The organism is Azospirillum sp. (assembly GCF_035627195.1).
In the GTDB taxonomy this organism is placed as follows: Bacteria; Pseudomonadota; Alphaproteobacteria; order Azospirillales; family Azospirillaceae; genus Azospirillum.
In genome coordinates, this window is sequence record NZ_DASPMG010000102.1 from 1 (window position 1) to 22,665 (window position 22,665).

Genomic DNA, 22,665 nt, shown 5'->3' on the forward strand with positions numbered 1-22,665 from the left:
CGCAGGGACATCTTCGACACCTCCTGGAATGGCATGGCCAAGCCCTCGCTAAGCTTCGTCCACGCCCATATGTGTCAATGATGTCCCCGAACACCTGTAAAGGATGTCTCCGGTCTATACACGCAGCGAAAACCCAACGTCCACATGCCCCCGGATCAGCCCCCCGGGTTCAGCCCACCGTGTAGCCGCCGTCGACCACCAGCTCCTGGCCGTAGATGTTCGCCGCCGCGTCGGAGGCGAGGAACAGCGCCGCGTTGGCGATGCTCTCGGGCGCGCCGAAGCGGCCGGGGAACAGGCGGCTGGTGACGTTCGCGGCGACCTGCCCCAGCACGTCGTCCGGCAGGCCCACCTTGCTCCAGATCGGCGTGGCGATGGGGCCGGGGGCCACGGCGTTGACGCGGATGCCCTGCGGCGCCAGCTCCGCCGCCAGCGTCCTGGTGGCCGACGTCATCGCCGCCTTGCTGGCGCTGTAGATCGCCAGGCCGGGGAAGCCGACCTGCACCAGGAAGGTGGTGATGAACAGGATCGACCCGCCCTGGCGGATGTGCGGCAGGAACAGCCGCGCGGTCTGCAGGGCGCCGACCACGTTGACCGAGAACTGCTCGTGGATCGCCCGCTCGTCGCTGTCGGCGAAGGACACGACCTTGGCGACGCCGGCGTTGGGAACGACGATGTCGACGCCGCCGAAGCGCTCGGCCGTGGCCCGCACCAGACGCTCCAGGTCGGCGCGCACCGTGACGTCGCCCGGCACCGCGAGCACGCGGTCCGGCGCCTGGGCCACCAGATCCTGCAACGGGCCGGCGCTGCGCGCGAACACGGCCACCTTGGCCCCCTCGGCCAGATAGCGTTCGACGATCGACTTGCCGATGCCGCTGCTGGCGCCGGTGACGACGGCGACCTTGCCGTCCAGTATCCTGGTCATGGTGGGGAATCCCGGAAACAGTGATTGGTACGACCAATCCGGTACCCGATGATCCCGCCCACTCCCTTGATGCCGGTCAAACGACGCCGGCTTACGCGTAATGCCGCCCGAACCGGTTGGCCAGGAAGTCCTTCAGGTCCGCGTCCTCCTGCCGGACGAAGCCGCGCTGGGGCAGCTTGCCGGCGCGCAGCAGGTCGACCATGGCGCACACGCCGGCCGCCGTGGTGATCTGGATGGCGCTCCACAGCTTGCCGCCGACGCTGGCGTTGTAGACCTTCTTGGCGAAGGTCTCCTGCGTCAGCCGGCCGTCCTGCTGGCCGCTGACGGTGACGAAGACCAGCACCACGTCCTGCTTGGTCACCGGCACGGCGTGCTCCAGCACGTCCTTGAACAGCGCGCGCCGCTCGCACAGGCGCAGGTCCTGGGCCAGGAACTTCACGTGGTCGCGGTGGCCGGGGTAGCGCACGGTCTTGTAGTTCAGGTTCGCCACGCGGCCCGCCAGCGTGTCGCATAGCGTGCCCAGCCCGCCCGAGGTGTTGAACGCCTCGTATTCGATGCCGTCCAGCGAGAAGGTCTCCAGCCCTTGCAGCGGCAGCACCTCGTGCTTATGGCTTTCGTGGATCGCCTCGCACGGGTTGCAGTACTCGTTGATCAGCCCGTCGGTGCTCCAGGTCAGGTTGTATTTCAGCGCGTTGGAGGGGTAGATCGGCAGCGCCCCCACCCGCATGTAGACGTCGCGCAGACTGTCGAACCGTTTGGCGAGGTCGTAGGCGGCGATGGACACGAAGCCCGGCGCCAGCCCGCACTGCGGCACGAAGGCGCTGTCCGCCCCTTTCGCGATCGCCCGCACGCGCCGCGTGGTCGCCACGTCCTCCGTCAGGTCGAAATAATGGGTGCCGGTGTCGCGCGCCGCCTCCGCCACCGCGGCGTTCAGGTAGTAGGGCAGGGCGGAGACCACCATGTCGTGCCCCTTCATGGCGGCGTGCAGCGCCGCCGGGTCGGCGACGTCGAGGGCGCGCAGGCTGGCCTCGTCGTGCGCCATCTGGCGCAGGCTCGCCTCGTCGCGGTCGGCGACGGTCACGGTGTACTCGCCGGTCGCGTGCAGCAGGTGGCAGATCATGCCGCCGATCTTGCCGGCGCCGAGCAGCAGGACGTGCGTCATCCCAACCCCACCCCACGGTACATGCCTTACCTTGACCGTGGGGTGGCGCATGGCTGATTTCCAGACTTGACCGTCCGGCGGGGATGGGCTGCCTTCATTCGCGCGCTATGTCTCGCAAGACGCATCCCGAACGGAGTTCCTGCCCCATGCCGCGGTCATTCGTCCCCTTCGCCATCACCGTCTGCGGCATCGAAGAGCTGCCCGGACATTGCGACGTGGGGGTCAGCCACGTGCTGTCGATCATCGACCCCGACCACCCCGGGCTGGACGCCTTCGGCCGCTATGGCGAGCACGAGCGACTGGAACTGCGCTTCCACGACATCATCGACCCGACCGAGGGCATGCTGCTGCCCCAGCGCGAGCATGTGGAGGCCGTCCTGGACCTCGGCCGCGACCTGATGGCGGAGCCGGAGGCCTGCCGGCACCTGCTGGTGCATTGCCACATGGGGATCTCGCGCTCCACGGCGGCGCTGACCATGCTGCTGGCCCAGGCCCGCCCCGACCGCCCGGCCGCCGACGCCGTGGCCGCGGTGGCCGCCATCCGCGACAAGGCGTGGCCCAACCTGCGCATGATCGAACTGGCCGACGCCCTGCTGGGCCGCGACGGCGACCTGGTGGCCGCGGTGCGCGCCCGCCACCGCTACGTCGGCCTGCGCCGCCCGGAGGTGGTCCAGTACATGCGCGACAACGGCCGCGGCCGGGAAGTGGCGGATCTGCCGTAAAGAAAAACCCTCCCCTGCTTCAGCGGGGGAGGGGGCTTATGCTCAGTGCGACACCGCGCCGGCGGCACCCAGGCCGGTTTCGGAGCGGATGTACTGGTAACGGTAGGCGCGCGCCTCGGCCTGCGCGCGCGGGCTGCGGTCGGTGACCGAGAACAGCCACGTGGTCGCGAAGGCGATCGCCATCGAGAACAGCGCGGGGTGCTCGTACGGGAACAGCGCCGTCGGGAACTTGAAGACGCTGACCCACACGGTCGGTCCCAGCACCACGAAGGCCACCGCGCTGACCAGCCCGGCGAAGCCGCCGATCAGCGCGCCGCGCGTCGTCAGCCCCTGCCAGAAGATCGACAGCACCAGAACCGGGAAGTTCACCGACGCGGCGAGGCCAAAGGCCAGGCCCACCATGAAGGCGATGTTCTGGTTCTCGAACAGCAGGCCCAGCGTGATGGCGATCACGCCCAGCGCCAGCGTGGCCATGCGCGACACGCGCATCTCGCTCGCCTCGCTGGCCGTGCCCTTGGTGAAGACGCGGGCGTACAGGTCGTGGCTCACCGCCGAGGCGCCGGCCAGCGTCAGGCCCGACACCACCGCCAGGATGGTGGCGAAGGCCACGGCCGAGATGAAGCCCAGGAAGATGTCGCCGCCCACCGCCTTGGACAGGTGGATGGCCGCCATGTTGCCGCCGCCCAGGATCTTGCCGGCCGCGTCCAGGTATTCCGGGTTGGTGCCGACGATGACGATGGCGAGGTAGCCGATGGTGACCGTCAGGATGAAGAAGTAGCCGATGAACCCGGTGGCGTAGGCCACCGACTTGCGAGCCTCCTTGGCGTCCGGCACGGTGAAGAAGCGCATCAGGATGTGCGGCAGCCCGGCCGGGCCGCACATCAGTGCCAAGCTGAGCGAGATGGCCGAGATCGGGTCGGCCAGCGCGGCGCTGGGACGCAGGATGGCCGGGCCGGCGGCGTGCACGGCGACCGCCTTCTGCATCAGCACTTCCGGGTTGAAGCCGAACTGCGCCAGCGCCAGCACCACCAGGATGGTGCAGCCGCCCAGCAGCAGCACCGCCTTGATGATCTGCACCCAGGTGGTCGCCAGCATGCCGCCGAAGGTGACGTAGGCGATCATCAGCACGCCCACCAGCACCACGGCGTAGGCGTACTCCAGCCCGAACAGCAACTGGATCAGCTTGCCCGCACCCACCATCTGCGCGATCAGGTAGAAGCACACCACCGCCAGCGACCCCGTGGCCGCCAGCGAGCGGATGGGCGTCTGCGCCAGCCGGTAGGAGGCGACGTCGGCGAAGGTGAAGCGGCCCAGGTTGCGCAGCCGTTCGGCGATCAGGAACAGGATGATCGGCCAGCCGACCAGCCAGCCCATCGTGTAGAACATCCCATCGTAGCCCTTGGCGTACACCATGCCCGACACGCCCAGGAAGGCGGCGGCCGACATGTAGTCGCCGGCGATGGCCAGGCCATTCTGGAACCCGGCGATGCCGCCGCCCGCCGTGTAGAAGTCGGAGGCCGAGCGCGTGCGCTTCGCCGCCCAGTAGGTGATGCCCAGCGTGCCGAACACGAACAGCAGGAACATGACGATGGCCGTCACGTTGACCGGCTGGCGCTGCACCACGCCGTCGATCGGACCGCCGGCGGCCAGCGCCGGACCGGCCGCCAGCAGGGCGGCGGTGAAGAGACCCAGCGCCTTCATCGCGACGCCTCCTCGATGATCAGGCGGTTCAGCGTGTCGTAGCGGCCGTTGGCGCGGCGCACGTACAGGCCGGTCATGACGAAGCAGAACAGCGTCAGCGCCACGCCCACGGTCAGCCCGACGCTCAGCGTCATGCCGCCCGCGACCGGCAGGCCCAGCACGTCGGGGCGGAAGGCCGCGGTCAGCACGAAGGCGTAGTACACCAACAGTACAATGATGGACAGCGTCCAGCTAAAACGATTCCGGTTCGCCGTCAGTTCGGCGAATTTCGGGTTGGCAAGCACCCGGTCGTAGATTTCATCAGACATGGGGAAAGTCCGCCTTTCCTGCTTTTTCCCATTCGGGACGGTATTGCGCGGAGCAATACATCGATTGGCAGGGGCGAAAAAGGAAAATTATGTTGCTAAGTAGGGTTTTGCTGGACTGACAATTGACTTGTTCTGCATTCCGTCAATGGAAATTCCGTCCCTTCGGAAACACGCCCGGCGCCGGCGTGGCGCGCGGCTCGCGGTCGGTGAGGTCGGCCAGACGGTGGGTGAGGTCGACCAGACGCTCCACCTTCAGGTGCACCACCGTCTCCTCGCGCTCGATCCGCCCGGTGGCGGCGAGCAGGCGGGCTCCCATCACCTCCTTGCGGAAGCGTTCGAAGACGTTCGGCATGACGACGAGGTTGGCGACGCCGGTCTCGTCCTCCAGCGTCACGAAGATGACCCCCTCCGCGCTGCCCGGCCGCTGGCGCACCAGCACCAGCCCGGCGGTGGTCAGCCGCTTGCCGGCCGGCGCGGCGTTGACCGCGGCGGCCGTCGCCATCCCGGCCAGCCCGTCGCGCAGCAGGGCGAGCGGGTGCATCTTCAAGGACAGCGTCAGGCTGGCGTAGTCCATCACCACGTGCTCGCCCATCGCCATGTCGGGCAGCGTCACCTGCGGCTCACTCTGCGCGTTGCCGTCCAGGGCGGCGAACAGCGGCAGCACGTCGGCCCCCAGCGCCTTCACCGCCCACAGCGCCGCCCGCCGGTCGAGCCCCATGGAGCGGAAGGCGTCCGCCCTGGCCAGCCGCTCCAGCGCCGCCACCGGCAGCCGCGCCCGCCGCCACACGTCGTGCGGGTCGCGGTACCCGGCCCCGCGCGCGTCCACCAGCGCCTCCGCGTCCCCCTTGCGGAACCCGCCGATGATCCGCAGCCCCAGGCGCAGGGCCAATTTATGCCCTCCCTCGCCTCCGGCGGGGGAGGGAGGGGCCCCAAGCTCCGCTTGGGGAGGGTGGGGGCAACGGTCTGCCCAAGGATCCACGCCCTGTACGGCGTAGGTTGGGTCGAGACCCAACATCCCTCGCATCGCTGGCGCGTTGCCGGGAACGTTGGGTTTTCGCTGGCGCTCAACCCAACCTACAGGCCGCTGATCCTCGGCGAGACCTTGCCCCCACCCTCCCGCTTCGCGGGTCCCTCCCTCCCCCAGCGGGGCTGGGGGAGGGGATATCAACGTGCAATCCCACTCCGACAGGTTCACATCCGGCGGCAGCACCACCACCCCATGCTCGCGCGCGTCGCGGACGAGCTGCGCCGGGGCGTAGAAGCCCATGGGCTGGCTGTTCAAAAGCGCGCAGGCGAACACCTCCGGGTACCAGCGCTTCACCCAGGCCGAGGCGTAGACCAGCAGCGCGAAGCTCGCCGCGTGGCTCTCCGGGAAGCCGTACTCGCCGAATCCCTCGATCTGCTTGAAGCAACGCTCGGCGAAGTCGGGGCTGTAGCCGTTGGCGGCCATGCCGGCGATGAACTTGTCGCGGAACTGCGCGATGCGCCCGGTGCGCCGGAAGGCGGCCATGGAGCGGCGCAGCTGGTCGGCCTCGGCCCCCGTGAAGCCGGCGCCGACCATGGCGATCTTCATCGCCTGCTCCTGGAACAGCGGCACGCCGTAGGTCTTGCGCAGCACCTCCTCCAACGCCTTGGAGGGGTAGTCGACCGGCTCCTTGCCCTGGCGGCGGCGCAGGTAGGGGTGCACCATGTTGCCCTGGATCGGGCCGGGGCGGACGATGGCGACCTCCACCACCAGATCGTAGAAGCACTTCGGCTTCAGGCGCGGCAGCATGCTCATCTGCGCCCGGCTTTCCACCTGGAACACGCCGATGCTGTCGGCGCGGGTCAGCATCTCGTAGACCGCCGGGTCCTCCTTCGGCACGGTGGCGAGCGTCAGTTCCCGCCCGTAATGCTCCTCCAGCAGGTCGAAGGAGCGGCGCATGCAGCTCAGCATGCCCAGCGCCAGCACGTCGACCTTCAGGATGCGCAGCGCGTCGATGTCGTCCTTGTCCCACTCGATGGTGGTGCGGTCCTCCATGGCGGCGTTCAGGACCGGCGTCAGCTCGTGCAGCGGCCCGCGCGTGATGACGAAGCCGCCGACGTGCTGCGACAGGTGGCGCGGGAATCCGATCAGCGCGTGCGCGAGGTCCAGCGTCAGGCGCAGGCGCGGGTCGTTCAGGTCCAGCCCGTTCTGGCGCACGTGCTCGTCCTTCACGCCGTCGCGGCTCCACCCCCAGATGGAGCCGGCCAGCCGCCCCACCACGTCGGCCGACAGGCCCATGGCCTTGCCCACCTCGCGGATCGCGGCGCGCGAGCGGAAGCAGATGACGGTGGCGGTCAGCCCGGCGCGGTCGCGCCCGTACTTTTCATAGATGTACTGGATCACCTCCTCGCGCCGCTCGTGCTCGAAATCCACGTCGATGTCCGGCGGCTCGTCCCGCTCGGTGGAGACGAAGCGCTCGAACAGCAGGTCGGTCATGGTGGGGTCCACCTCGGTGATGCCCAGGCAGTAGCACACCGCCGAATTGGCCGCCGACCCGCGCCCCTGGCACAGGATCCCCTTGGACCGCGCAAAGCGGACGATGTCGTGCACCGTCAGGAAGTAGGGCGCGTATTTCAGCTGCCCGATCAGCGACAGCTCGTGCTCCAGCCCCTTGACCACCTTCTCCGGCACGCCGCCCGGATACCGTGTCGCCGCCCCCTCCCAGCTCAGCCGCGCCAGCTCCTCCTGCGGGGTGCGGCCGCCGGTGGTGGTCTCGTCCGGGTATTCGTAGCGCAACTCGTCCAGCGAGAACCGGCAGGCCTCGACGATCTCCAGCGTGCGCTCCACCGCGTCCGGCGCCGGGCGGAACAGGCGCGCCATCTCGGCCGCCGCCTTCAGGTGCCGCTCGGCGTTGGCGGCCAGCCGCCAGCCGGCCTCGTCGATGGTGGTGTGGGTGCGGATGCAGGTCAGCACGTCGGCCAGCTCGCGCCGGCTTGGCGAGTGGTAGTGCACGTCGTTGGTGGCGACCAGCGGCACGCGGGCGGCGTCCGCCACCTCCTTCAGCCAGGCCAGCCGCGCCACGTCGTCGCCGCGATACCGATGACTGGCGGCCAGATAGACGCCCGGCCCCAGCTCGTCGCGCCAGCGCCGCAGCTCCGCCGGAAAGGCGCCGTCGCGGCGCTGGTCGGGCGGCAGCACGGCGAACAGCATCCCGTCGGCATGCTCCAGCACGTCCTCGCGCCCGATGAAGCACGCCCCCTTCGGCGCCCGCCGCTTGCCGACGGTCAGCAGCCGGGCCAGCCGGCCGTATGCCGCCCGACTGGTCGGGTAGGCCAGCAGGCTGCCGGCGTCGGTCAGGTCCAGGCGGCAGCCGACCACGAGGCGCAGGTTGTGCTGCTTCGCCGCCACGTGCATCCGCACCACGCCGGCCAGCGAGTTGCGGTCGGTGACGGCGATGGCCGCGTGCCCCAGCGCGGCCGCCGTCAGCGCCAGCTCGTCCGGGTGCGAGGCGCCTTCGAGGAAGGTGAAGTTCGTGGCGACCTGCAGTTCGGCGTAACGGAGTTCGGCGTAGCGGACCATGCGCGCCTCACCCGAAGAACCCGTGCACGAACCAGCGCGCCTTGACGCCGGGCTGGTAGAGGCCGAGGCGGAACAGCCAGAACCGGCTGCCGTCCATGTCCTCGACCCGGTAATAGTCGCGCGGCTCGCCCCCATTGGTTTGATTGGCCCGTCGCCACCACTCCGGGCACAGCCGTTCCGGCCCATCGGCCCAGCGCACGCGGTGCACCGCACCCCGCCAGCGGAACAGCATGGGCGGGTCGTCGGGGACCGGGGCCACCACCTCCACCGGCTCCGGCGGGCTGAGCAGGCGGACCGGCCGCGGGCGGTCTGCGGGCCAGGACGCCAGCGGGGCCGGCGCGTCCAGCGCCGGGGCGGCGGCCACCGCGCGCTCCGGCAGCCAGCTCTGCCGCGGCACGAGGCGCAGCACCGAACGCTCCCCCAGCCGGTTTCCCAGCCGGTCCACCAGCTCGCCCAGCGCCGTGTCGTCGCCGTTCCCGTCCAGCCCGGTCTGTATGGCGCCCAGCGGCCCGACCACCGGGGCCGACAGCGTCATCACCTCGATGCCGGGGCCGGGGGCGATGCGCTCCAGCGTCTCGGCGAACAGGCGCATCAGGGCGGCCGGGTCGCGCGTCGGCCGGCTGGTGCCGACGGCGAGGGTCTGGGGGGGATCGTCCAGCTTCTGGTCGATGCGGTGCGCCGCCAGCTCCAGCCGCCGGGCGCCCTCCTGCGCGCCGGACAGGCCCCGGCACAGCTCCTCCAGCAGGCGGCGGACGGCATGCGCGATGGCGTCGGGCGTCGAAATCGCCTCGGCGAAGGCGAGGCGCGCGGCGTGCGGGGCGACCGGCCGGTGCGGCGACACCGGCTCGTCCAGCCGCCCCAGCGCCTGGTCCAGCCGCCGCGCCGGCTCCGGCCCGAAGCGGGCGGTCAGCGTGGCGCGCGGGATGGCGTGCAGGTCGCCGACGCGCCGCAGCCCCACGGCGGACAGCGCGTCCACGGTGGCGGGGGGCAGGCGCAACGCCACCACGGGCAGGGGATCGAGCCAGGGGAGGGTGTGCGCGGGGGGAAGGATAAGGCCGTTGCCCCCTCCCGCCCTCCGCTGCGCTTCGGGCACCCTCCCCCTCTTCGAGGTGGAGGGTTTGTCGGCTGGCGGCGGAGTTCCCTCCACCGCGAAGCGGGGGAGGGTTAGGGAGGGGGCAAAAGGCCCAAACCGCGCCACCCCCCACGCCGCCGCCGGCGTGTCCGCGATGGCCGCCCGCGACTCGAACCCCGCGCGCTCCAGGCGGCCCAGCAGGTCGGCCAGCAGCCCACGCTCACCGCCGAACAAATGGGCGCAGCCGCTGATGTCCATCACGATCCCGTCCGGCCCGTCGGCCGCCGTCCACGGCGTGTAGCGCAGCGCCCAGCCGGCGATGCGCTCCAGCAGGCGGGCGTCCGCCGCCGGATCGGCGTCGAAGGCGACGAGATCCGGCTCGACGGCGCGGGCGTCGGCCAACGTCTGCCCCGGCCGCACGCCGGCCAGCCCGCCCGCCCGGTTGACCGCCACCACCATCAGCCGCCCGCGCTCGGCCAGCACGGCGACGACCGGGCGCGCCGCGTCCTCCGGCCGCCGCCGTGTCCAGGCGTCGGTGGTCAGACGGGGCAGCCAGAGCGACAGGATCCGCCGCACCATGCCGGGACACCTCCTTGCCGTGAGAACAATTCAAGAACATCATAGGCCCGGAATCGCTCCGTGTGGAGTCCCAAGCGTGGGCTTCGCCATTCCGAAAGGGGTGGGGCGCTTGCCCCGCGCGCGTGGCGCGCCGACATACATGGTATGAAGACGATCACCTTGGCCGTGCTCGCGCTCGGCCTCGCCGCCTGTGCCGAGACCGAGGTGCGGGACGAGATGCCCGGCACCGCCGGCGCGCCGCTGCCCAAGAGCGTGCGCACGCAGACCTACGTCCCCGCCGCCGCTGCCACCACCACTGCCGCCGCGGCCGAGTCGCGCCCCGCCGCCCAGCCGGCCCCCCCGGCGCAACCGCCGCTCACCCCACCCGCGCCGCGCCGGCGCGGCAGTTCGACTCCGCCCGACCAGCTTTTCCCGCCGCCGGGGTCCGGCGCGCCGCAGGCGACTCCGCTGCCGATGCCGAACACCGACGCGACCGTCAACCAGCTGAAGCGCAACCAGATGCAGAGCGACGTCGACCGCCTGCGGAACCAGGACGCGCTGGGCCGGCTCGACCCCCTCCAGCAGCGCGACCTGATGAACCGCCAGCACGAGATGGACCGCCTGGGCCGCTGAGCGCGGGCGCCCGTGTTGGGCCGCGCTGGCGCTTGGCCCAACCTACGCTTTCACCTATACCGGAAGCATGAGCATTCGCCCGCTTCCCGTCGCGGCGCTGCTGATGCTGGCGGCCCTGCCGGCGGAGGCGCGCACGCTGATCACCGGCAGTCCGTTCGCCACCGGCTTCCTCGGTCCCATCGGCGTGCTGGAGCATCTGCTGGGCCTCGCCGCCATCGGCCTGTGGGCCGGGCAGAACGGCAGCGCCGCCGTGTGGCAGGTGCCGGCCGCCGCCCTCACCGCCGCGCTGGCCGCCGGGGCGGCGGCGCACTTCGGCCTGCGCCTGCCCTTCGCGGCGGAGGGGCTGGCGGGATCCCTCGTGGTGCTGGGCGTGCTGGTGGCGGCGGGGCTGCGGGCACCACTGGTCGTCGCCATCCTGGTGGCGGCGGTGGCGGCGGTGTTCCACGGCTACGTCCAGGCGGGCGGGGCGCTGTTCTGGGCGGGATTCGCGGCGTCGGTGCTGCTGCTGACGGCGGCCGGGGTGGGGCTGGTGGCGGTGCTGGGGCAGGCGGCGTCCATGCGGGCGGTGCAGATGTGTGGCGGTGCGGTAGCACTCGCCGGCGTTCTGGCGCTCTACCGGCTGTTTTAGCCGCTTGGCGGCTTGAAAAAGGTGGGTTGCCGGGGCACGTCTTGCCAAACGCCGCCGTTTCCCTCACGCCTGCCAACTTACGATTGGACCGCCGGTGAAGCGCGCACCCGCCCATACGCCACGCTCCCTCTTCAGCCCGGCCATGGGTGGGGGGGTGCCGCGCCGCCGTTTCCTGGCCGGCGCCGCGGGTCTGGCGCTGTGCGCCGCCGCCGGACGACCCGTGTCGGCGCAGGACCTGAAGTTCTTCCGCATCGCCACCGGCACCACCGGCGGCACCTACTTCCCCATCGGCGGGCTGATCGCCAACGCCATTTCCAACCCGCCGGGCTCCCGCCCGTGCGAGAAGGGCGGCAGCTGCGGCGTGCCGGGGCTGATCGCCGTGGCGCAGGCGACCATCGGCTCGGTCGAGAACATCGACCTGCTGCGCGTCAACGGCGCCGACGCCGCGCTGGCGCAGGCCGACGTGGCCTACTGGGCCTACACCGGCACCGGCACCTACGCCGGCAAGCCGGCGTTCGAGGCGCTGCGCAGCATCGGCACGCTCTATACGGAGGCGGTGCACATCGTCGTGCGCGCCGACAGCGACATCCATGCCATCCCCGACCTGAAGGGCAAGATCGTCTCGGTGGGGGAGGAGGGGTCGGGGACGCTGGTCGACGTGCGCGTCATCCTGGCCGCCTACGGCCTGAAGGAGAGCGACCTGCAGCCCCGCTACCTCAAGCCCGGCACCGGCGCCGACCGGCTGATGCGAGGCGAGGTGGACGCCTTCTGCATCGTCGGCGGCCATCCGGTGGCGGCGGTCAGCGACGTGGCCGGCAAGGTCCCCATCCGCCTGCTGCCCATCGAGGGGCCGCCGGCCGACGCGCTGCGCAAGGCGGAGCGGTTCTTCATCGACACCACCATCCCCGCCGACGCCTACCCCTGGGTGCCGCCCACCCGCGTGCTCAGCGTGGGCGCGGAATTCCTGATCCGCGCCGACCGCGACGACGATCTGGTCCACGCCATCACCCGCGCCCTGTGGAACGACACGACCCGCCGCCTGCTGGCCGACGGCCACCCGCGCGGCCGCGCGCTCGACCCGGCGAAGGCGGTGGCCTCCATCTCCGTTCCCCTGCACCCCGGCGCCGAGCGCTACTACCGCGAGGCCGGGCTGATCGGCAACGCCGCCAACGAGGCCGGTGCCGGCACGCCCGCTTCCCCCGAGCCCGAGCGTAAAGATCCCGAGCGCAAAGAACCCGAGCGCAAATAATGCCCAAGAGCACCGTTCCCTACGGCGCGTGGCCGTCGCCGGTCAGCGCGCGCAGCCTCACCGACGCCGGCGTCGGCCTGCGCTCCCCCTGGCTGGCGGGCGACGCCGTTTGCTGGCTGGAATCGCGCCCGTCGGAAGGGGGCCGCACGGTGCCCGTGCGCCGCGCGGCGGACGGCAGCGTGGCCGACCTGCTCGGCCCCGGCTGGGACGTGCGCACCCGCGTGCACGAATACGGCGGCGGCGACCGGCTGGCGCTGGACGGCGCGCTGGTGTTCTGCAACGCCGCCGACCAGGCGGTGTACTGCGTCTCCCTGGCGGGCGGCGAACCGCTGGCGTTGAGCGTCGCGGGTCGCGACCGCTTCGCCGACCTGTCCTTCGACGCGAAGCGTCGCCGCGTCCTGGCCGTGCGCGAGCGCCACGCGGACGGCGGCCACGCCGAGCCGGAGAACGCCTTGGTGGCCCTGCCGCTGGACGGTGACGGCCCCTCCGACGGCGGCACGGTCCTGGCCCGGGGTGCGGACTTCTACGCCTATCCGCGTGTCAGTCCCGATGGGGCGCGGCTGGCCTGGGTCAGCTGGAACCACCCCAACATGCCCTGGGACGGGACCGAGCTGTGGGTCGCCGCCCTCGACGCCGCCGGCCTCCCCACCGCCCCCGTGCGCGTGGCCGGCGGGCCGGACGAATCGGTGGTGCAGCCGGTGTGGCTGGCCGACGGGCGCCTTGTGTACGTGTCCGACCGCGGCGGCTGGTGGAACCTGTACGTCTGGGACGGCACGGGTTCCCACGCCGTTCTGCCCATGGAGGCCGAGTTCGCCCGCCCCACGTGGGTGTTCGGCGAGGCCGACGTGGCGGCGGTGGACGCCCGTACGCTGGCCTGCGCGTACACCCGCGACGGGCTGTGGTTCCTGGGCCTCGTGGACATTGAAGACGGAAGCCTGAAGCCCGTCGAACTGCCGGGCACCACCCGCGTCGGCGACCTGTTCGTGCAGGGCCGCACGCTGGCCTTCATCGCCGCCGGCCCGGCCGAGCCCGGCGCGGTGGTCACCCTCGACCTCGACACCCCCACGCCGGCCGTGGTCAAGCGCGGTATGGCGACGCCGCCCGACCCGGCCACCGTTTCCACGCCTAAGCCGATCCGCTTCCCGACCACGGGCGGTGCCGAGGCGCACGCCTTCTACTACCCGCCCGCCAACGCTGCCGTCCAGGCGCCGGATGGCGAGGCACCGCCGCTGATCGTGCGCGGCCATGGTGGCCCGACCTCGGCCACCGCGGCGGTCTATTCGGCGAAGATCCAGTACTGGACCAGCCGCGGCTTCGCCGTGGTGGACGTGAACTACCGCGGCAGCACCGGCTACGGCCGCCCCTACCGCGACGCGCTGAAGGGCCAGTGGGGCGTGGCCGACGTGGAGGACTGCGTCGCCGCCGCCAAACACCTCGCCGCCCAAGGGTTGGCCGACCCGGCGCGGCTGGTCATCACCGGCAGCAGTGCCGGCGGCTACACCACGCTGTGCGCCGTCACTTTCCACGACACCTTCCGTGCCGGCGCCAGCCACTACGGCATCAGCGACCTGGAGGCGCTGGCCACCGACACCCACAAGTTCGAGGCGCGCTACCTGGACAGCCTCGTCGGCCCCTACCCGGCGCGCAAGGACCTGTACGAGGCGCGCTCCCCCATCCATTTCGTGGACCGGCTGAACGTGCCGATGGTGTTCTTCCAGGGCCTGGAGGACAAGGTGGTGCCCCCCAACCAAGCCGAGCGCATGGTGGCCGCCATCGACGCCAAGGGCCTGCCCGTCGCCTACGTCACCTTCCCCACCGAACGCCACGGCTTCCGCAAGGCCGAGAGCATCGTGGCCGCCCTGGAAGGCGAGCTGTACTTCTACGGCCGCGTCTTCGGCTTCACCCCGGCCGGCGACCTGCCGGGGATCCCCATCCGGAATTTGTAAGCGCCTGCCGCCGCGCTACGCCACCGCCAGCACCACGATGTCCGACGCGCTCAGCGTCCGCACGTTCAGCGTGGCGATGGTCACCGCCGCACCGGCCCCCGACCCGTCGGCGTCGAAGGACAGCACCCCGGTGCGCGTGCTGAACACGAACTGGGCGTTCGCCGACGCCGGGTTGTCCAGCGCGAAGTGCTGCGCCGTCAGCAGGCCCGCCGGGATCGACCCGAAGTTCGGGCCGACCACGGCGATCTTGTCGAGGCCAACCTGGAAGTCGGCGATGGTGTCGCCGCCGTCGGCCAGGTGGTCGATCCGGAACACGTCCGCCCCGTCGCCGCCGGCCAGCGTGTCCCGTCCGGCATTGCCCAGCAGCGTGTCGTTGCCGGCGTTGCCGGCCAGCGCGTCGGCCCCCAGGTTGCCGAACAGCGCGTCGTCGCCTTGTCCGCCGTACAGGCCATCGTCGCCCTGTCCGCCGAACAGCCAGTCCGCCCCCTCGTTGCCGAACAGCGCGTCGCCGCCGAGGTTGCCGTACAGGGCGTCGCCGTCGCGGCCGCCGAACAGGGTGTCCATGTCCTGTCCGCCGAACAGCCGGTCCAGCCCCTGGTTGCCGTACAGCACGTCCGCCTGCCGGTTGCCGTACAGCATGTCGTTGCCGATACCGCCGGTGACGGTGTCCAGGCCGTCGTCGCCGAAGAGCTGGTCGTCGCCCTCCTCCGACCCGATGAAGTCGTCGCCGCCACCGCCGTGCAGCGTGTCGTCGTCCGCACCCAGCACGATGTACTGGGCGGAGCCGTCGGCGACCAGGTTCTGCGACCCGCTGCCGCCGGTGACGCGCACGGCGCCGACGATGGCCGCGAACTCGATGTTCTGCAGCTGGATCACGGTGCCCGAGGGCAGGTTGGAGGCGTCGATCACCACGGCCTCCTGCTTCAGGCCCGTCCCGCCCGCCGCCGTGCCGGTCTGGCCGGTGATGACGATGGGCTGGGTCGGGGCGCTGGTCAGGGTGGGTGCGGTCGGCACGATGGTGCGCACGGTCAGCTCCGTGCCCGGCGGCAGCTGTGCCGCGAAGGAATTCCCGGCGACGGCCATGACGCTTTGGTCCGGGTCGTCCGGATCCACGCGCCGCTGGAGCGCCGTGAGCAGCCCGTCGATGCCCGACGCCGTACCGTAGCTCTCCACCTGCATGCCTACGCCCGCCGGCACGCTCGCCTGCAGGCTCGGCTGGCCGGTCTCGTCGGTGACCAGCGGCACGCTGGTGCTGGTCTGGTCCGGGCCCGTGGGCTGAACCGCCGGGATGGTCACCGTCTCGTGCGGGATCACGGGCGCGGTCACAGGGGGCGTGCTGCTTCCGCCGCCACCACCGCCGCCCCCGCCCCCTCCACCGCCTCCGCTGTCACCGCCGCCCCCGCCGTCGCTGCTGGGCGGCGGAGGGGGCGGGGGCGGGGCATGGTAGGTGATGGCGGTGCCGCCGCCCGACGCGGCCGTCGTGAAGGTTCCGCTGTACTGCCCGGTCAACGTGATGGTGGCGTCGGCGCTGCCGTTGCCGTCGGAATCGTACGCCAGCGTGGTGGTGGCGCCCGGCGTGACGGTCACCTGCGTCACGCTGGCGGCGACCTGGATGGTCTCGCCGTCCTCCAGGTCGCCGATGGTGTCGCCGTCGGCGGCGACGAAGGTGTCGTTGCCCAGGCCGCCGCGCAGCCAGTCGGCACCGGCGCCGCCGTGCAGGACGTCGTTGCCCGCGTTGCCGTACAGCGTGTCGGCGCCGTTGTCGCCCGACAGCAGGTCGTTGTCCGTCTGGCCGTACAGCACGTCGTTGCCGTCGCCGCCGTAGACGGTGTCGGCCCCGGCGCCCGCCGACAGCTCGTTGTCCAGGGCGTTGCCGGTGATGCGGTCCGCCTGCGCCGTGCCGGCGACCGCCTCCACCGCCTGCGTGTAGGGCAGCGGCCCGGACAGGGTCCGGTAGGTCGTCTGCCCGGTGGCCAGATCGATGACGATGCCCTGCGACAGCCCGCCCAGGTCCAGCCGGTCGCTGCCCTGGGTCAGCCGGGTGCCGACGCTGCGCAGCCCCTCGATCGCCTGGGCGGCGGTCAGCGGGGACCCGCTGTTGGACAGCGTGCCGACGAGGTCGCCGTTGGCCTTCGTCACCACCAGTTCGCTGACGTCGTAGGCGCCGAGGTCCACGGCGGCCACCACCTGCTGCAGCGACCGGCCCGCCGGGCCGGGCAGCGCGTTGGCCAGCGTGCCGGTGATCGCCACCCGGTACCCCTCGACCGCCAGCGACGCCGCGCCGGTGGCGAAGTCCAGGCGCGCCGTCTCGCTTCCGGCCGTCGTCAACACCAGCGAATCGATCTGGAAGGCGCTGTTGATGGCGCTCTTGTCCCAGAACGGGCGGACGCTGGCGAAGCTGTTGGCGAACTGGCCGCGGACGGTCAGCGTCTCGTTCTGCGCGGTGATGGTGATGGTGTCCGCGCTCACCGTCGCCGCGGCGAGGCGCGTCGCCCCGTTGTAGAGTTCCACGCCGGTGACCGTGCCGTTCGGCCCCTGCTTGATGTCCTCCAGCAGCTGCGCCGGGGTGGTCGACGTGAACGCGAAGGCGCCGGTGAATTCGACCCGGTAGCTGCCGGACTGCAGCACGATCTTCTGCGCGGTGATGCTGGACAGCGTCAGCTGGCCGCCCACGGTGTCGGCGAAGGCCAGGATGTCCTGGAACTTCGCTTTGTAGGCGTCCAGCCGGGCCGCGTAGTCGTAGCCCTTCGCGAAGTCGTACAGCCCTTCCAGGGCCGGCCCCAAGGTCAGTGTGGTCATCGGCTCTCGTTTCCTGCGCGCGGGTTCTCGGTGTTCCGTCTGGCTTCGCTGCCCGGCTCAAAGCCGGTAGTAGAAGCCCATGCCGAGGTGCATTTGCTGGTAGGTCTGCTTGATGCCGGCCGGCAGGCCGGTGCTGACGACGTACTTGCCGATCACCTCGACGCCCAGCCGGTCGGCGAGGTCGTACTGCGCGCCCAGGAACACCTGGGCGGACGGGTACCAGAACCGTTCGTCGACGTCGAAGAGCGTCAGGCCGTTGGCAAGGATGTTCGACGTCGCCGCCGTCCGCACCTTGAGGCTGCCCCGCCCGCCGCCGATGCCGACGCCGAAGAAGGGCGACACCGCCGCGTCGCGGTCGGGGAACAGGGCGGCGTTGAGGAACACCGTGTTCTGGGTCAGGCGCGCGTCCAGGTCGACGTTGACCGGCTCGTCCACCACGTCGATGCCGTTGGGAGCCACGCCGTGGATGCCGGCGCTGGTGCGGCCGCGGCTGTACTCCAGGCCCACCGACAGGGCGCGGGGGCTGGCGAAGTCGTACCACAGGGCGGCGCTGCCGGTGACGCCGTTACCGCCGATGGCGCGGCCGAAGTGCAGGTTCACCCGGTCGTCGTTCAGCTGCGTCCGCACGTCCCCGCTGTAGTTGCCCAGCGTGTAGGCGACGCCCAGGTTCACCCGCAGCCCGTGGCGCGCCGGCTGCGCCGCGGGTGGCACCCCCGCCGGCATCGCGGCCGCCACCGGGGTGGCTGCCGCCGCTACCGGGGCCGCCGCCGGGGCCGGGGCCGGCAGCGTGGTGCTTGCCGCGGGCGGCGGGGGAAATACGGCGTCGTAGCAGGACAGTCTTTGTTGTGGATCGGCAATGCCGGCACAACGCTGCGCGTCGAAAGCGCCTGCATGCAAGGTTATGTAGGGGGTGGCGAGGAGTGGTATGCTCAACAGGGCTGGAATAAGCCGGCGCCGGAAGCGCCTGTAGGATGCGAAGTCCTTAAATTCCATAACCCGTTTTTCGTGTTGACGCGTTTTATCCTGCCTTTCGCGTCGTCGTCTGTCGCTGCCGACAATTTCGCGGAGAGCGGGAGCATAGTCTGCAACTTAAAAAGCGCATACGGCTTTCGGTACACATACAAGAAGACGCGACAATCCGCCGCAGGCGTGCCTGCGGCCGATGCCGGAACGGCTGCGCGGCGCCCGGGGGTGGTTCCGCCGGGCGCTGCCTCGGCACCCGTCAGCGGCGCAGCGCGTCCTGGGTGATCACCCATTCCTCGTCCCGCGCCGCCGCATACCATTCCTGCATGGCCGGCAGGGCCAGCACCGCGTCGGAATAGGCTTGGCTGACCGGGTCCAGTTCCACGGCGTAGGTCCGCAGGCGCGTCACCACCGGCGCGAACATGGCGTCTGCGATGGAGAAGCGGCCGAACAGGAACGGCCCCTCCGCCCCGAAGCGCGCCCGCGCGTCGGCCCACAGCGCGGTGAGGCGGGCGATGTCGGCCGCGCACTGCGGCGTGCGGCCCAGATCCGGATAGACGCCCTTCAGGTCCATCGGCATCGCCGTGCGCAGCCCCACGAAGCCCGAATGCATTTCGGCCGACACCGACCGCGCCACGGCGCGGGCGTGCGCGTCGGCCGGCCACAGCGCGGCGTCGGGGAAGGTCTCCGCCAGGTACTCGCAAATGGCCAGGGAGTCCCAGACCGTCCGCTCCCCGTGCTTCAGCGCCGGCACCTTGCCGGTCGGCGACTGCTCCAGGATGCGCTCCTTGCTGCCTGGACGGTACAGCGGGATCACCACCTCCGTGAACGGCACGCCGGCCCGCTTCAGCACCAGCCAGGGGCGCAGCGACCAGGACGAATAAGCCTTGTTGCCGATGACGAGCGTGAGGTCGGACATGCGAACCGCCGTGGGTTGTGGAAAGGCGGCGCAGTCTACGCCGGCACGGGAAAGGGCCAAAGCCCCCTTTTCAGCCGCCGCCCGGCGCGCCATCCTCTTCGAACACGTGTCCTCCGTCCGTAACCAGAAGGACCTCCTCCGTTGCTCGCCACCCTGCGCGCCAAAGAGGGCGCCGCCACCGTCCCCGTTACCCCGCTGACCAAGGCCGACCTCGCCGGCTGGCTGTCCGCGCAGCCGGCATCGACCGCCGCCTGGGTCAAGGCCGTCAACTTCACCGCCGAGGCCGGCTCAACGGCGCTGCTGCCCGGCGACGACGGCCGGCTCGGCCGCGTGCTGGTGGGCGTGCCGGCGTACGACGATTTGTGGGCGCTGGCCGGCCTGCCGGCGTCGCTGCCGCCCGGCGCCTACCGCCTGGATCCGGAGCCGGAGCGCGTGGCCGCCACCCGCGCCGCCCTCGGCTGGGCCTTGGGCAGCTACCGCTTCGACCGCTACAAGAAGTCCGACAAGGGCTTCGCCCAGCTCGTCTGGCCGGAGCACGCCGACCATGGCGCGGTGGAGCGCACGGCGACCGCCACCTTCCTGGTGCGCGACCTCGTCAACACCCCGGCCGCCGACATGGGCCCCGCCGAACTCGCCAAGGCCGCGCAGGACCTTGCCGGGGAGTTCGAGGCGGAGTGCACCGTCATCACCGGCGACGACCTGCTGAAAAAGAACTACCCCGCCATCCACGCCGTCGGCCGCGCCAGCCCGCGCGAGCCGCGCCTGATCGACATCACCTGGGGCCGCAAGACCGATCCCAAGGTGACGCTGGTCGGCAAGGGCGTGTGCTTCGATTCGGGCGGCCTGGACATCAAGCCGTCCTCGGCCATGCTGATGATGAAGAAGGACATGGGCGGGGCGGCGCACGCGCTGGGTGTGGCGCGCATGGTGATGATGGCCGGCCTTCCCGTGCGCCTGCGCGTGCTGGTCCCGGCCGTCGAGAACGTCATCTCCGGCAACGCCTTCAAGCCGATGGACGTGCTGAAGACCCGCAAGGGATTGAGCGTCGAGGTTGGCAACACCGACGCCGAGGGCCGCCTCGTGCTCTGCGACGCCCTGGCCGAGGCGGATGCGGAGAAGCCGGCGATGCTGGTCGACTTCGCCACGCTGACGGGTGCGGCGCGCGTGGCGCTGGGCACCGACATCCCGGCGCTGTTCGCCAACGACGACGCCCTGGCGTCCGACCTGCTGGCCGCGTCGGAGGCGGAGGCCGACCCCCTGTGGCGCCTGCCGCTCTGGCAGCCCTACCGCAAGGGCTTCGAGAGCAAGATCGCCGACCTCAACAACTCCGCCAACCACGGCTTCGCCGGGGCGATCATCGGCGGCCTGTTCCTGGAGAGCTTCGTGTCCAAGGGCACGCCCTGGGCGCACCTGGACGTCTACGCCTGGAACGGCTCCGCCAAGCCCGGCCGCCCCGACGGCGGCGAAGCCATGGGCCTGCGCGCCGTCTACGCCGCCATCGAAAAGCGGTTTGCGAAGGGGTGACGCTTGCCCCCACCCCAACCCTCCCCCGCTGGGCGGGGGAGGGGGAAGACGGCCGTCCAACCCTCCCCTGCCCAGCGGGGGAGGGTGGCCGAGCGAAGCGATGGCCGGGTGGGGGCAAGGGTCGGCAAGGATCGGGAGGGCCTCTTCCACCTCCACCTCACGGCCGCGAACCGGCGATCGACAGTTTCACGCCCTTGACCTCCTCCGCCGTCGGCGTGCGGGGCGGGGCGTTGCCCTGGGTGATGCGCAGGCGCAACGACACTTTACCATCTTGGATCGCGTCGGCCGGCACCGGCATCGTGTAGGTGCCCGCCCCCTCTCCGGCGCGGATGCCGAAGGGGGAGACGGTGCCGATGGGGCGGCCGTCGGCGGTCGTCACCTCCACCTGCTGGCTGCGGGTGATGGGGCCGACCGTGACTTCCACGAACGCCGCCTCGCCCTGCCGCAGGGGATGCGGCAGGGCAAGCGTCAGCGCGTCGTCCGCCGCGGCTGCCGGCCGGCCCGGAAGGGCCAGCACCGCGAGCACGGCGGCGGACAGCAGGGCGTTAGAGAGTCCGAACCGTGACGGCCTTGACGGCCGGCGCGCGGGCGGTCTTGTCGTACGTGGGCGCAAGGCGGATCTCCAGCTTGGCAGTGGCCGGCGCGCTCGCCCCCTCCAGCGCCTTCGCCGCTGCGGCCACGGGCGGCTTCGGCAGCGGCACGGCGAAGGTGGAGTCGTGCGCCATGCCCGGCATCGACGGCCCGAAGAAGCCGATCGTGCCGCCGTAATAGGGGCTGTCGGCCCCCACCTCGGTCACGCCGGCCGGCGCGTTGATCAGCACGTCGAAATGGCGCGGCGCGGACGGGTCGGCCGGGCGCGAAAGCGTGACCGTGGCCACGACCGTGCCCGCCGCGGCGGCCAGGGTGACCGAACCGACGCCGTTCTTCACCGTCCCCTTGACCGCCGGCGAGGGCTTCGCCGCGGCCACCGGCGCCGCTTCCATGTCGCCGAATCCCGGTGCGTAATCATACTCGAACCGGTCCGTGCTCAAATAATCCCCCGCCTTGCCGTCCAGGACGTAGGAGCCGTCCGGCTTGACGAAGAACAGGAACGGCTCCCGCACCAGCTCGGCCAGCTCCTGCTTGTCGGTCGGCAGGATCGGCAGGCCCTGCGCCTGCTGCTTGCGCGTCCACACGTACCACAGCCGGTCCATGTTGGAATGGTGCAGGAAGAACACCGGGTCGACCGGCGACAGGAAGTTCGTCATGTTGCCGTAGGGACCGGGATCCCAGGGGCCGACACCGCCGATGTAGTTGTGCACCAGGTTGTGCGGTTGGCCTTCCAGCACCGAGAACTTGGTGTTGTTCCCCGGCATGGTGTTGTGCGACGGCGTCTTGGAGCTGGTGAAGCTGCCGACCACGTCCGGGCTGTAGTACTGGACGGGCGTCAGCCCGGCCATGATCACGCCCGGCGAGCAGGCGTGCGCCGTCTTGGGGTCGAGCTTCGGGTTCTCGCGGGTGAGGTAGCGCGCCTTGTCGGTGGCGGCGAACGCCTGGTTGCCCGGCACGATCTTGCCCGTCTTCGGGTCATAGCCGGTGACGTCGTTCCACAGCAGCTCGAAGGTGCTGTAGCCGCGGATGTCCAGCTGCTTGCGCTGCGCCTTGTTCAGCGAATCCCAATACGCCTTCATCGCCGGCTTCATGGTGGCGGTGAAGGTGTCGAGGTCCTTGGTGAAGGGCAGGTACGCCTTGTCGACCGGCGTCAGCACGCCGTCGAACATCTCCTCGGGGATCTGCGGCAGCTGCGTCCAGTCCCAGTAGGGGAAGGCGAAGTTCGGGTTGCCGCTCAGCAACCGCACCGTCTGCTCGAAGTAGCCGAGGTAGCCGCGGTGCCAGACGTAGAACCACCAGTTGCCGTGCGGGCAGTCCATGAAATGGACGAAGGCGTTGCGGAACCAGTTGTGCGGATGCTGGGGCGGCAGCTTCAGCATCTTCTCGATGGCGACGGCGTAGCTCTTCAGCATCGCCTTGCCCTG

Annotated in this window: 17 protein-coding genes; 6 read left to right on the top strand and 11 right to left on the bottom strand. The window is 71.0% G+C overall.

Annotation, left to right across the window (positions count from 1 at the left end; translation table 11 throughout):
• Positions 1-169: 169 nt before the first annotated feature.
• A complete protein-coding gene (locus VED21_RS09190) occupies positions 170-922 on the bottom strand; it encodes an SDR family NAD(P)-dependent oxidoreductase (RefSeq protein ID WP_324882040.1) in 753 nt (250 codons plus the stop codon).
• Between the two features lie 91 nt (positions 923-1,013).
• Positions 1,014-2,084, bottom strand: coding sequence for a saccharopine dehydrogenase family protein (locus tag VED21_RS09195; protein ID WP_324882041.1), 1,071 nt, complete (start codon positions 2,082-2,084; stop codon positions 1,014-1,016).
• A gap of 146 nt (positions 2,085-2,230) precedes the next feature.
• Here VED21_RS09195 and VED21_RS09200 point away from each other — a divergent pair, with 146 nt between their 5' ends.
• On the top strand, positions 2,231-2,806 hold the full coding sequence (locus tag VED21_RS09200; RefSeq protein ID WP_324882042.1) for a protein-tyrosine-phosphatase: 576 nt from the start codon (positions 2,231-2,233) through the stop codon (positions 2,804-2,806).
• A 42-nt stretch (positions 2,807-2,848) separates the two neighbouring features.
• Here the strand turns inward: VED21_RS09200 and VED21_RS09205 are convergent, their stop codons facing one another.
• The 4 genes from VED21_RS09205 to VED21_RS09220 all read right to left on the bottom strand — a co-directional run bounded on the left by VED21_RS09205 (position 2,849) and on the right by VED21_RS09220 (position 10,010).
• The gene (locus VED21_RS09205; protein WP_324882043.1) at positions 2,849-4,507 is read right to left on the bottom strand and encodes a cation acetate symporter; all 1,659 of its coding nucleotides are present in this window, start codon (positions 4,505-4,507) and stop codon (positions 2,849-2,851) included.
• Positions 4,504-4,815, bottom strand: coding sequence for a DUF485 domain-containing protein (locus VED21_RS09210; RefSeq protein WP_324882044.1), 312 nt, complete (start codon positions 4,813-4,815; stop codon positions 4,504-4,506). The genes VED21_RS09205 and VED21_RS09210 overlap by 4 nt, the downstream gene beginning before the upstream one ends.
• A gap of 142 nt (positions 4,816-4,957) precedes the next feature.
• Positions 4,958-8,359, bottom strand: coding sequence for an error-prone DNA polymerase (locus VED21_RS09215; RefSeq protein ID WP_324882045.1), 3,402 nt, complete (start codon positions 8,357-8,359; stop codon positions 4,958-4,960).
• Positions 8,360-8,366: 7 nt separating this feature from the next.
• Positions 8,367-10,010 (bottom strand): DNA polymerase Y family protein, encoded by a 1,644-nt coding sequence (locus VED21_RS09220; RefSeq protein WP_324882046.1) that lies wholly within the window; start codon positions 10,008-10,010, stop codon positions 8,367-8,369.
• Between the two features lie 144 nt (positions 10,011-10,154).
• Here VED21_RS09220 and VED21_RS09225 point away from each other — a divergent pair, with 144 nt between their 5' ends.
• The 4 genes from VED21_RS09225 to VED21_RS09240 all read left to right on the top strand — a co-directional run bounded on the left by VED21_RS09225 (position 10,155) and on the right by VED21_RS09240 (position 14,445).
• Complete coding sequence (locus VED21_RS09225) at positions 10,155-10,622, top strand: hypothetical protein (RefSeq protein ID WP_324882047.1); 468 nt, start codon at positions 10,155-10,157, stop codon at positions 10,620-10,622.
• Positions 10,623-10,689: 67 nt separating this feature from the next.
• A complete protein-coding gene (locus VED21_RS09230; RefSeq protein ID WP_324882048.1) occupies positions 10,690-11,250 on the top strand; it encodes a HupE/UreJ family protein in 561 nt (186 codons plus the stop codon).
• Positions 11,251-11,404: 154 nt separating this feature from the next.
• Entirely contained in the window at positions 11,405-12,499 is a 1,095-nt protein-coding gene (locus VED21_RS09235; RefSeq protein ID WP_324882049.1) for a TAXI family TRAP transporter solute-binding subunit, read from the top strand.
• Positions 12,499-14,445, top strand: a complete 1,947-nt coding sequence (locus VED21_RS09240; protein ID WP_324882050.1) for a S9 family peptidase — start codon at positions 12,499-12,501, stop codon at positions 14,443-14,445. Before VED21_RS09235 ends, VED21_RS09240 begins: the two co-directional genes overlap by 1 nt.
• Positions 14,446-14,460: 15 nt before the next feature.
• Here VED21_RS09240 and VED21_RS09245 read toward each other — a convergent pair whose 3' ends face one another.
• The 3 genes from VED21_RS09245 to VED21_RS09255 form a co-directional block, all read right to left on the bottom strand.
• Positions 14,461-17,244, bottom strand: coding sequence for a hypothetical protein (locus VED21_RS09245; protein WP_324882051.1), 2,784 nt, complete (start codon positions 17,242-17,244; stop codon positions 14,461-14,463).
• A gap of 57 nt (positions 17,245-17,301) precedes the next feature.
• A complete protein-coding gene (locus VED21_RS09250; protein ID WP_324882052.1) occupies positions 17,302-17,967 on the bottom strand; it encodes an outer membrane beta-barrel protein in 666 nt (221 codons plus the stop codon).
• A 499-nt stretch (positions 17,968-18,466) separates the two neighbouring features.
• Positions 18,467-19,126 carry a glutathione S-transferase family protein gene (locus VED21_RS09255; RefSeq protein ID WP_324882053.1) on the bottom strand — a complete coding sequence of 220 codons (660 nt, stop codon included), beginning with the start codon at positions 19,124-19,126 and terminating at the stop codon, positions 18,467-18,469.
• Between the two features lie 141 nt (positions 19,127-19,267).
• Between VED21_RS09255 and VED21_RS09260 the strand changes: the two genes are divergently transcribed.
• Positions 19,268-20,650, top strand: a complete 1,383-nt coding sequence (locus tag VED21_RS09260; RefSeq protein ID WP_324882054.1) for a leucyl aminopeptidase family protein — start codon at positions 19,268-19,270, stop codon at positions 20,648-20,650.
• Positions 20,651-20,807: 157 nt separating this feature from the next.
• On the opposite strand, the gene VED21_RS09265 is transcribed toward VED21_RS09260, so the two are convergent.
• Together VED21_RS09265 and VED21_RS09270 are read right to left on the bottom strand one after the other, a co-directional pair.
• The gene (locus VED21_RS09265) at positions 20,808-21,167 is read right to left on the bottom strand and encodes a hypothetical protein (RefSeq protein ID WP_324882055.1); all 360 of its coding nucleotides are present in this window, start codon (positions 21,165-21,167) and stop codon (positions 20,808-20,810) included.
• Positions 21,168-21,195: 28 nt separating this feature from the next.
• Positions 21,196-22,665, bottom strand: a 1,470-nt coding sequence (locus VED21_RS09270) for a tyrosinase family protein (protein WP_324882056.1), incomplete at its 5' end; no start/stop codon positions are given.

Coding starts and splice junctions, on each gene's coding strand:
- VED21_RS09190 (WP_324882040.1), bottom strand. CDS start 922: ATGACCAGGATACTGGACGGCAAGGTCGCCGTCGTCACCGGCGCCAGC.
- VED21_RS09195 (WP_324882041.1), bottom strand. CDS start 2,084: ATGACGCACGTCCTGCTGCTCGGCGCCGGCAAGATCGGCGGCATGATC.
- VED21_RS09200 (WP_324882042.1), top strand. CDS start 2,231: ATGCCGCGGTCATTCGTCCCCTTCGCCATCACCGTCTGCGGCATCGAA.
- VED21_RS09205 (WP_324882043.1), bottom strand. CDS start 4,507: ATGAAGGCGCTGGGTCTCTTCACCGCCGCCCTGCTGGCGGCCGGTCCG.
- VED21_RS09210 (WP_324882044.1), bottom strand. CDS start 4,815: ATGTCTGATGAAATCTACGACCGGGTGCTTGCCAACCCGAAATTCGCC.
- VED21_RS09215 (WP_324882045.1), bottom strand. CDS start 8,359: ATGGTCCGCTACGCCGAACTCCGTTACGCCGAACTGCAGGTCGCCACG.
- VED21_RS09220 (WP_324882046.1), bottom strand. CDS start 10,010: ATGGTGCGGCGGATCCTGTCGCTCTGGCTGCCCCGTCTGACCACCGAC.
- VED21_RS09225 (WP_324882047.1), top strand. CDS start 10,155: ATGAAGACGATCACCTTGGCCGTGCTCGCGCTCGGCCTCGCCGCCTGT.
- VED21_RS09230 (WP_324882048.1), top strand. CDS start 10,690: ATGAGCATTCGCCCGCTTCCCGTCGCGGCGCTGCTGATGCTGGCGGCC.
- VED21_RS09240 (WP_324882050.1), top strand. CDS start 12,499: ATGCCCAAGAGCACCGTTCCCTACGGCGCGTGGCCGTCGCCGGTCAGC.
- VED21_RS09245 (WP_324882051.1), bottom strand. CDS start 17,244: ATGACCACACTGACCTTGGGGCCGGCCCTGGAAGGGCTGTACGACTTC.
- VED21_RS09250 (WP_324882052.1), bottom strand. CDS start 17,967: ATGCCGGCGGGGGTGCCACCCGCGGCGCAGCCGGCGCGCCACGGGCTG.
- VED21_RS09255 (WP_324882053.1), bottom strand. CDS start 19,126: ATGTCCGACCTCACGCTCGTCATCGGCAACAAGGCTTATTCGTCCTGG.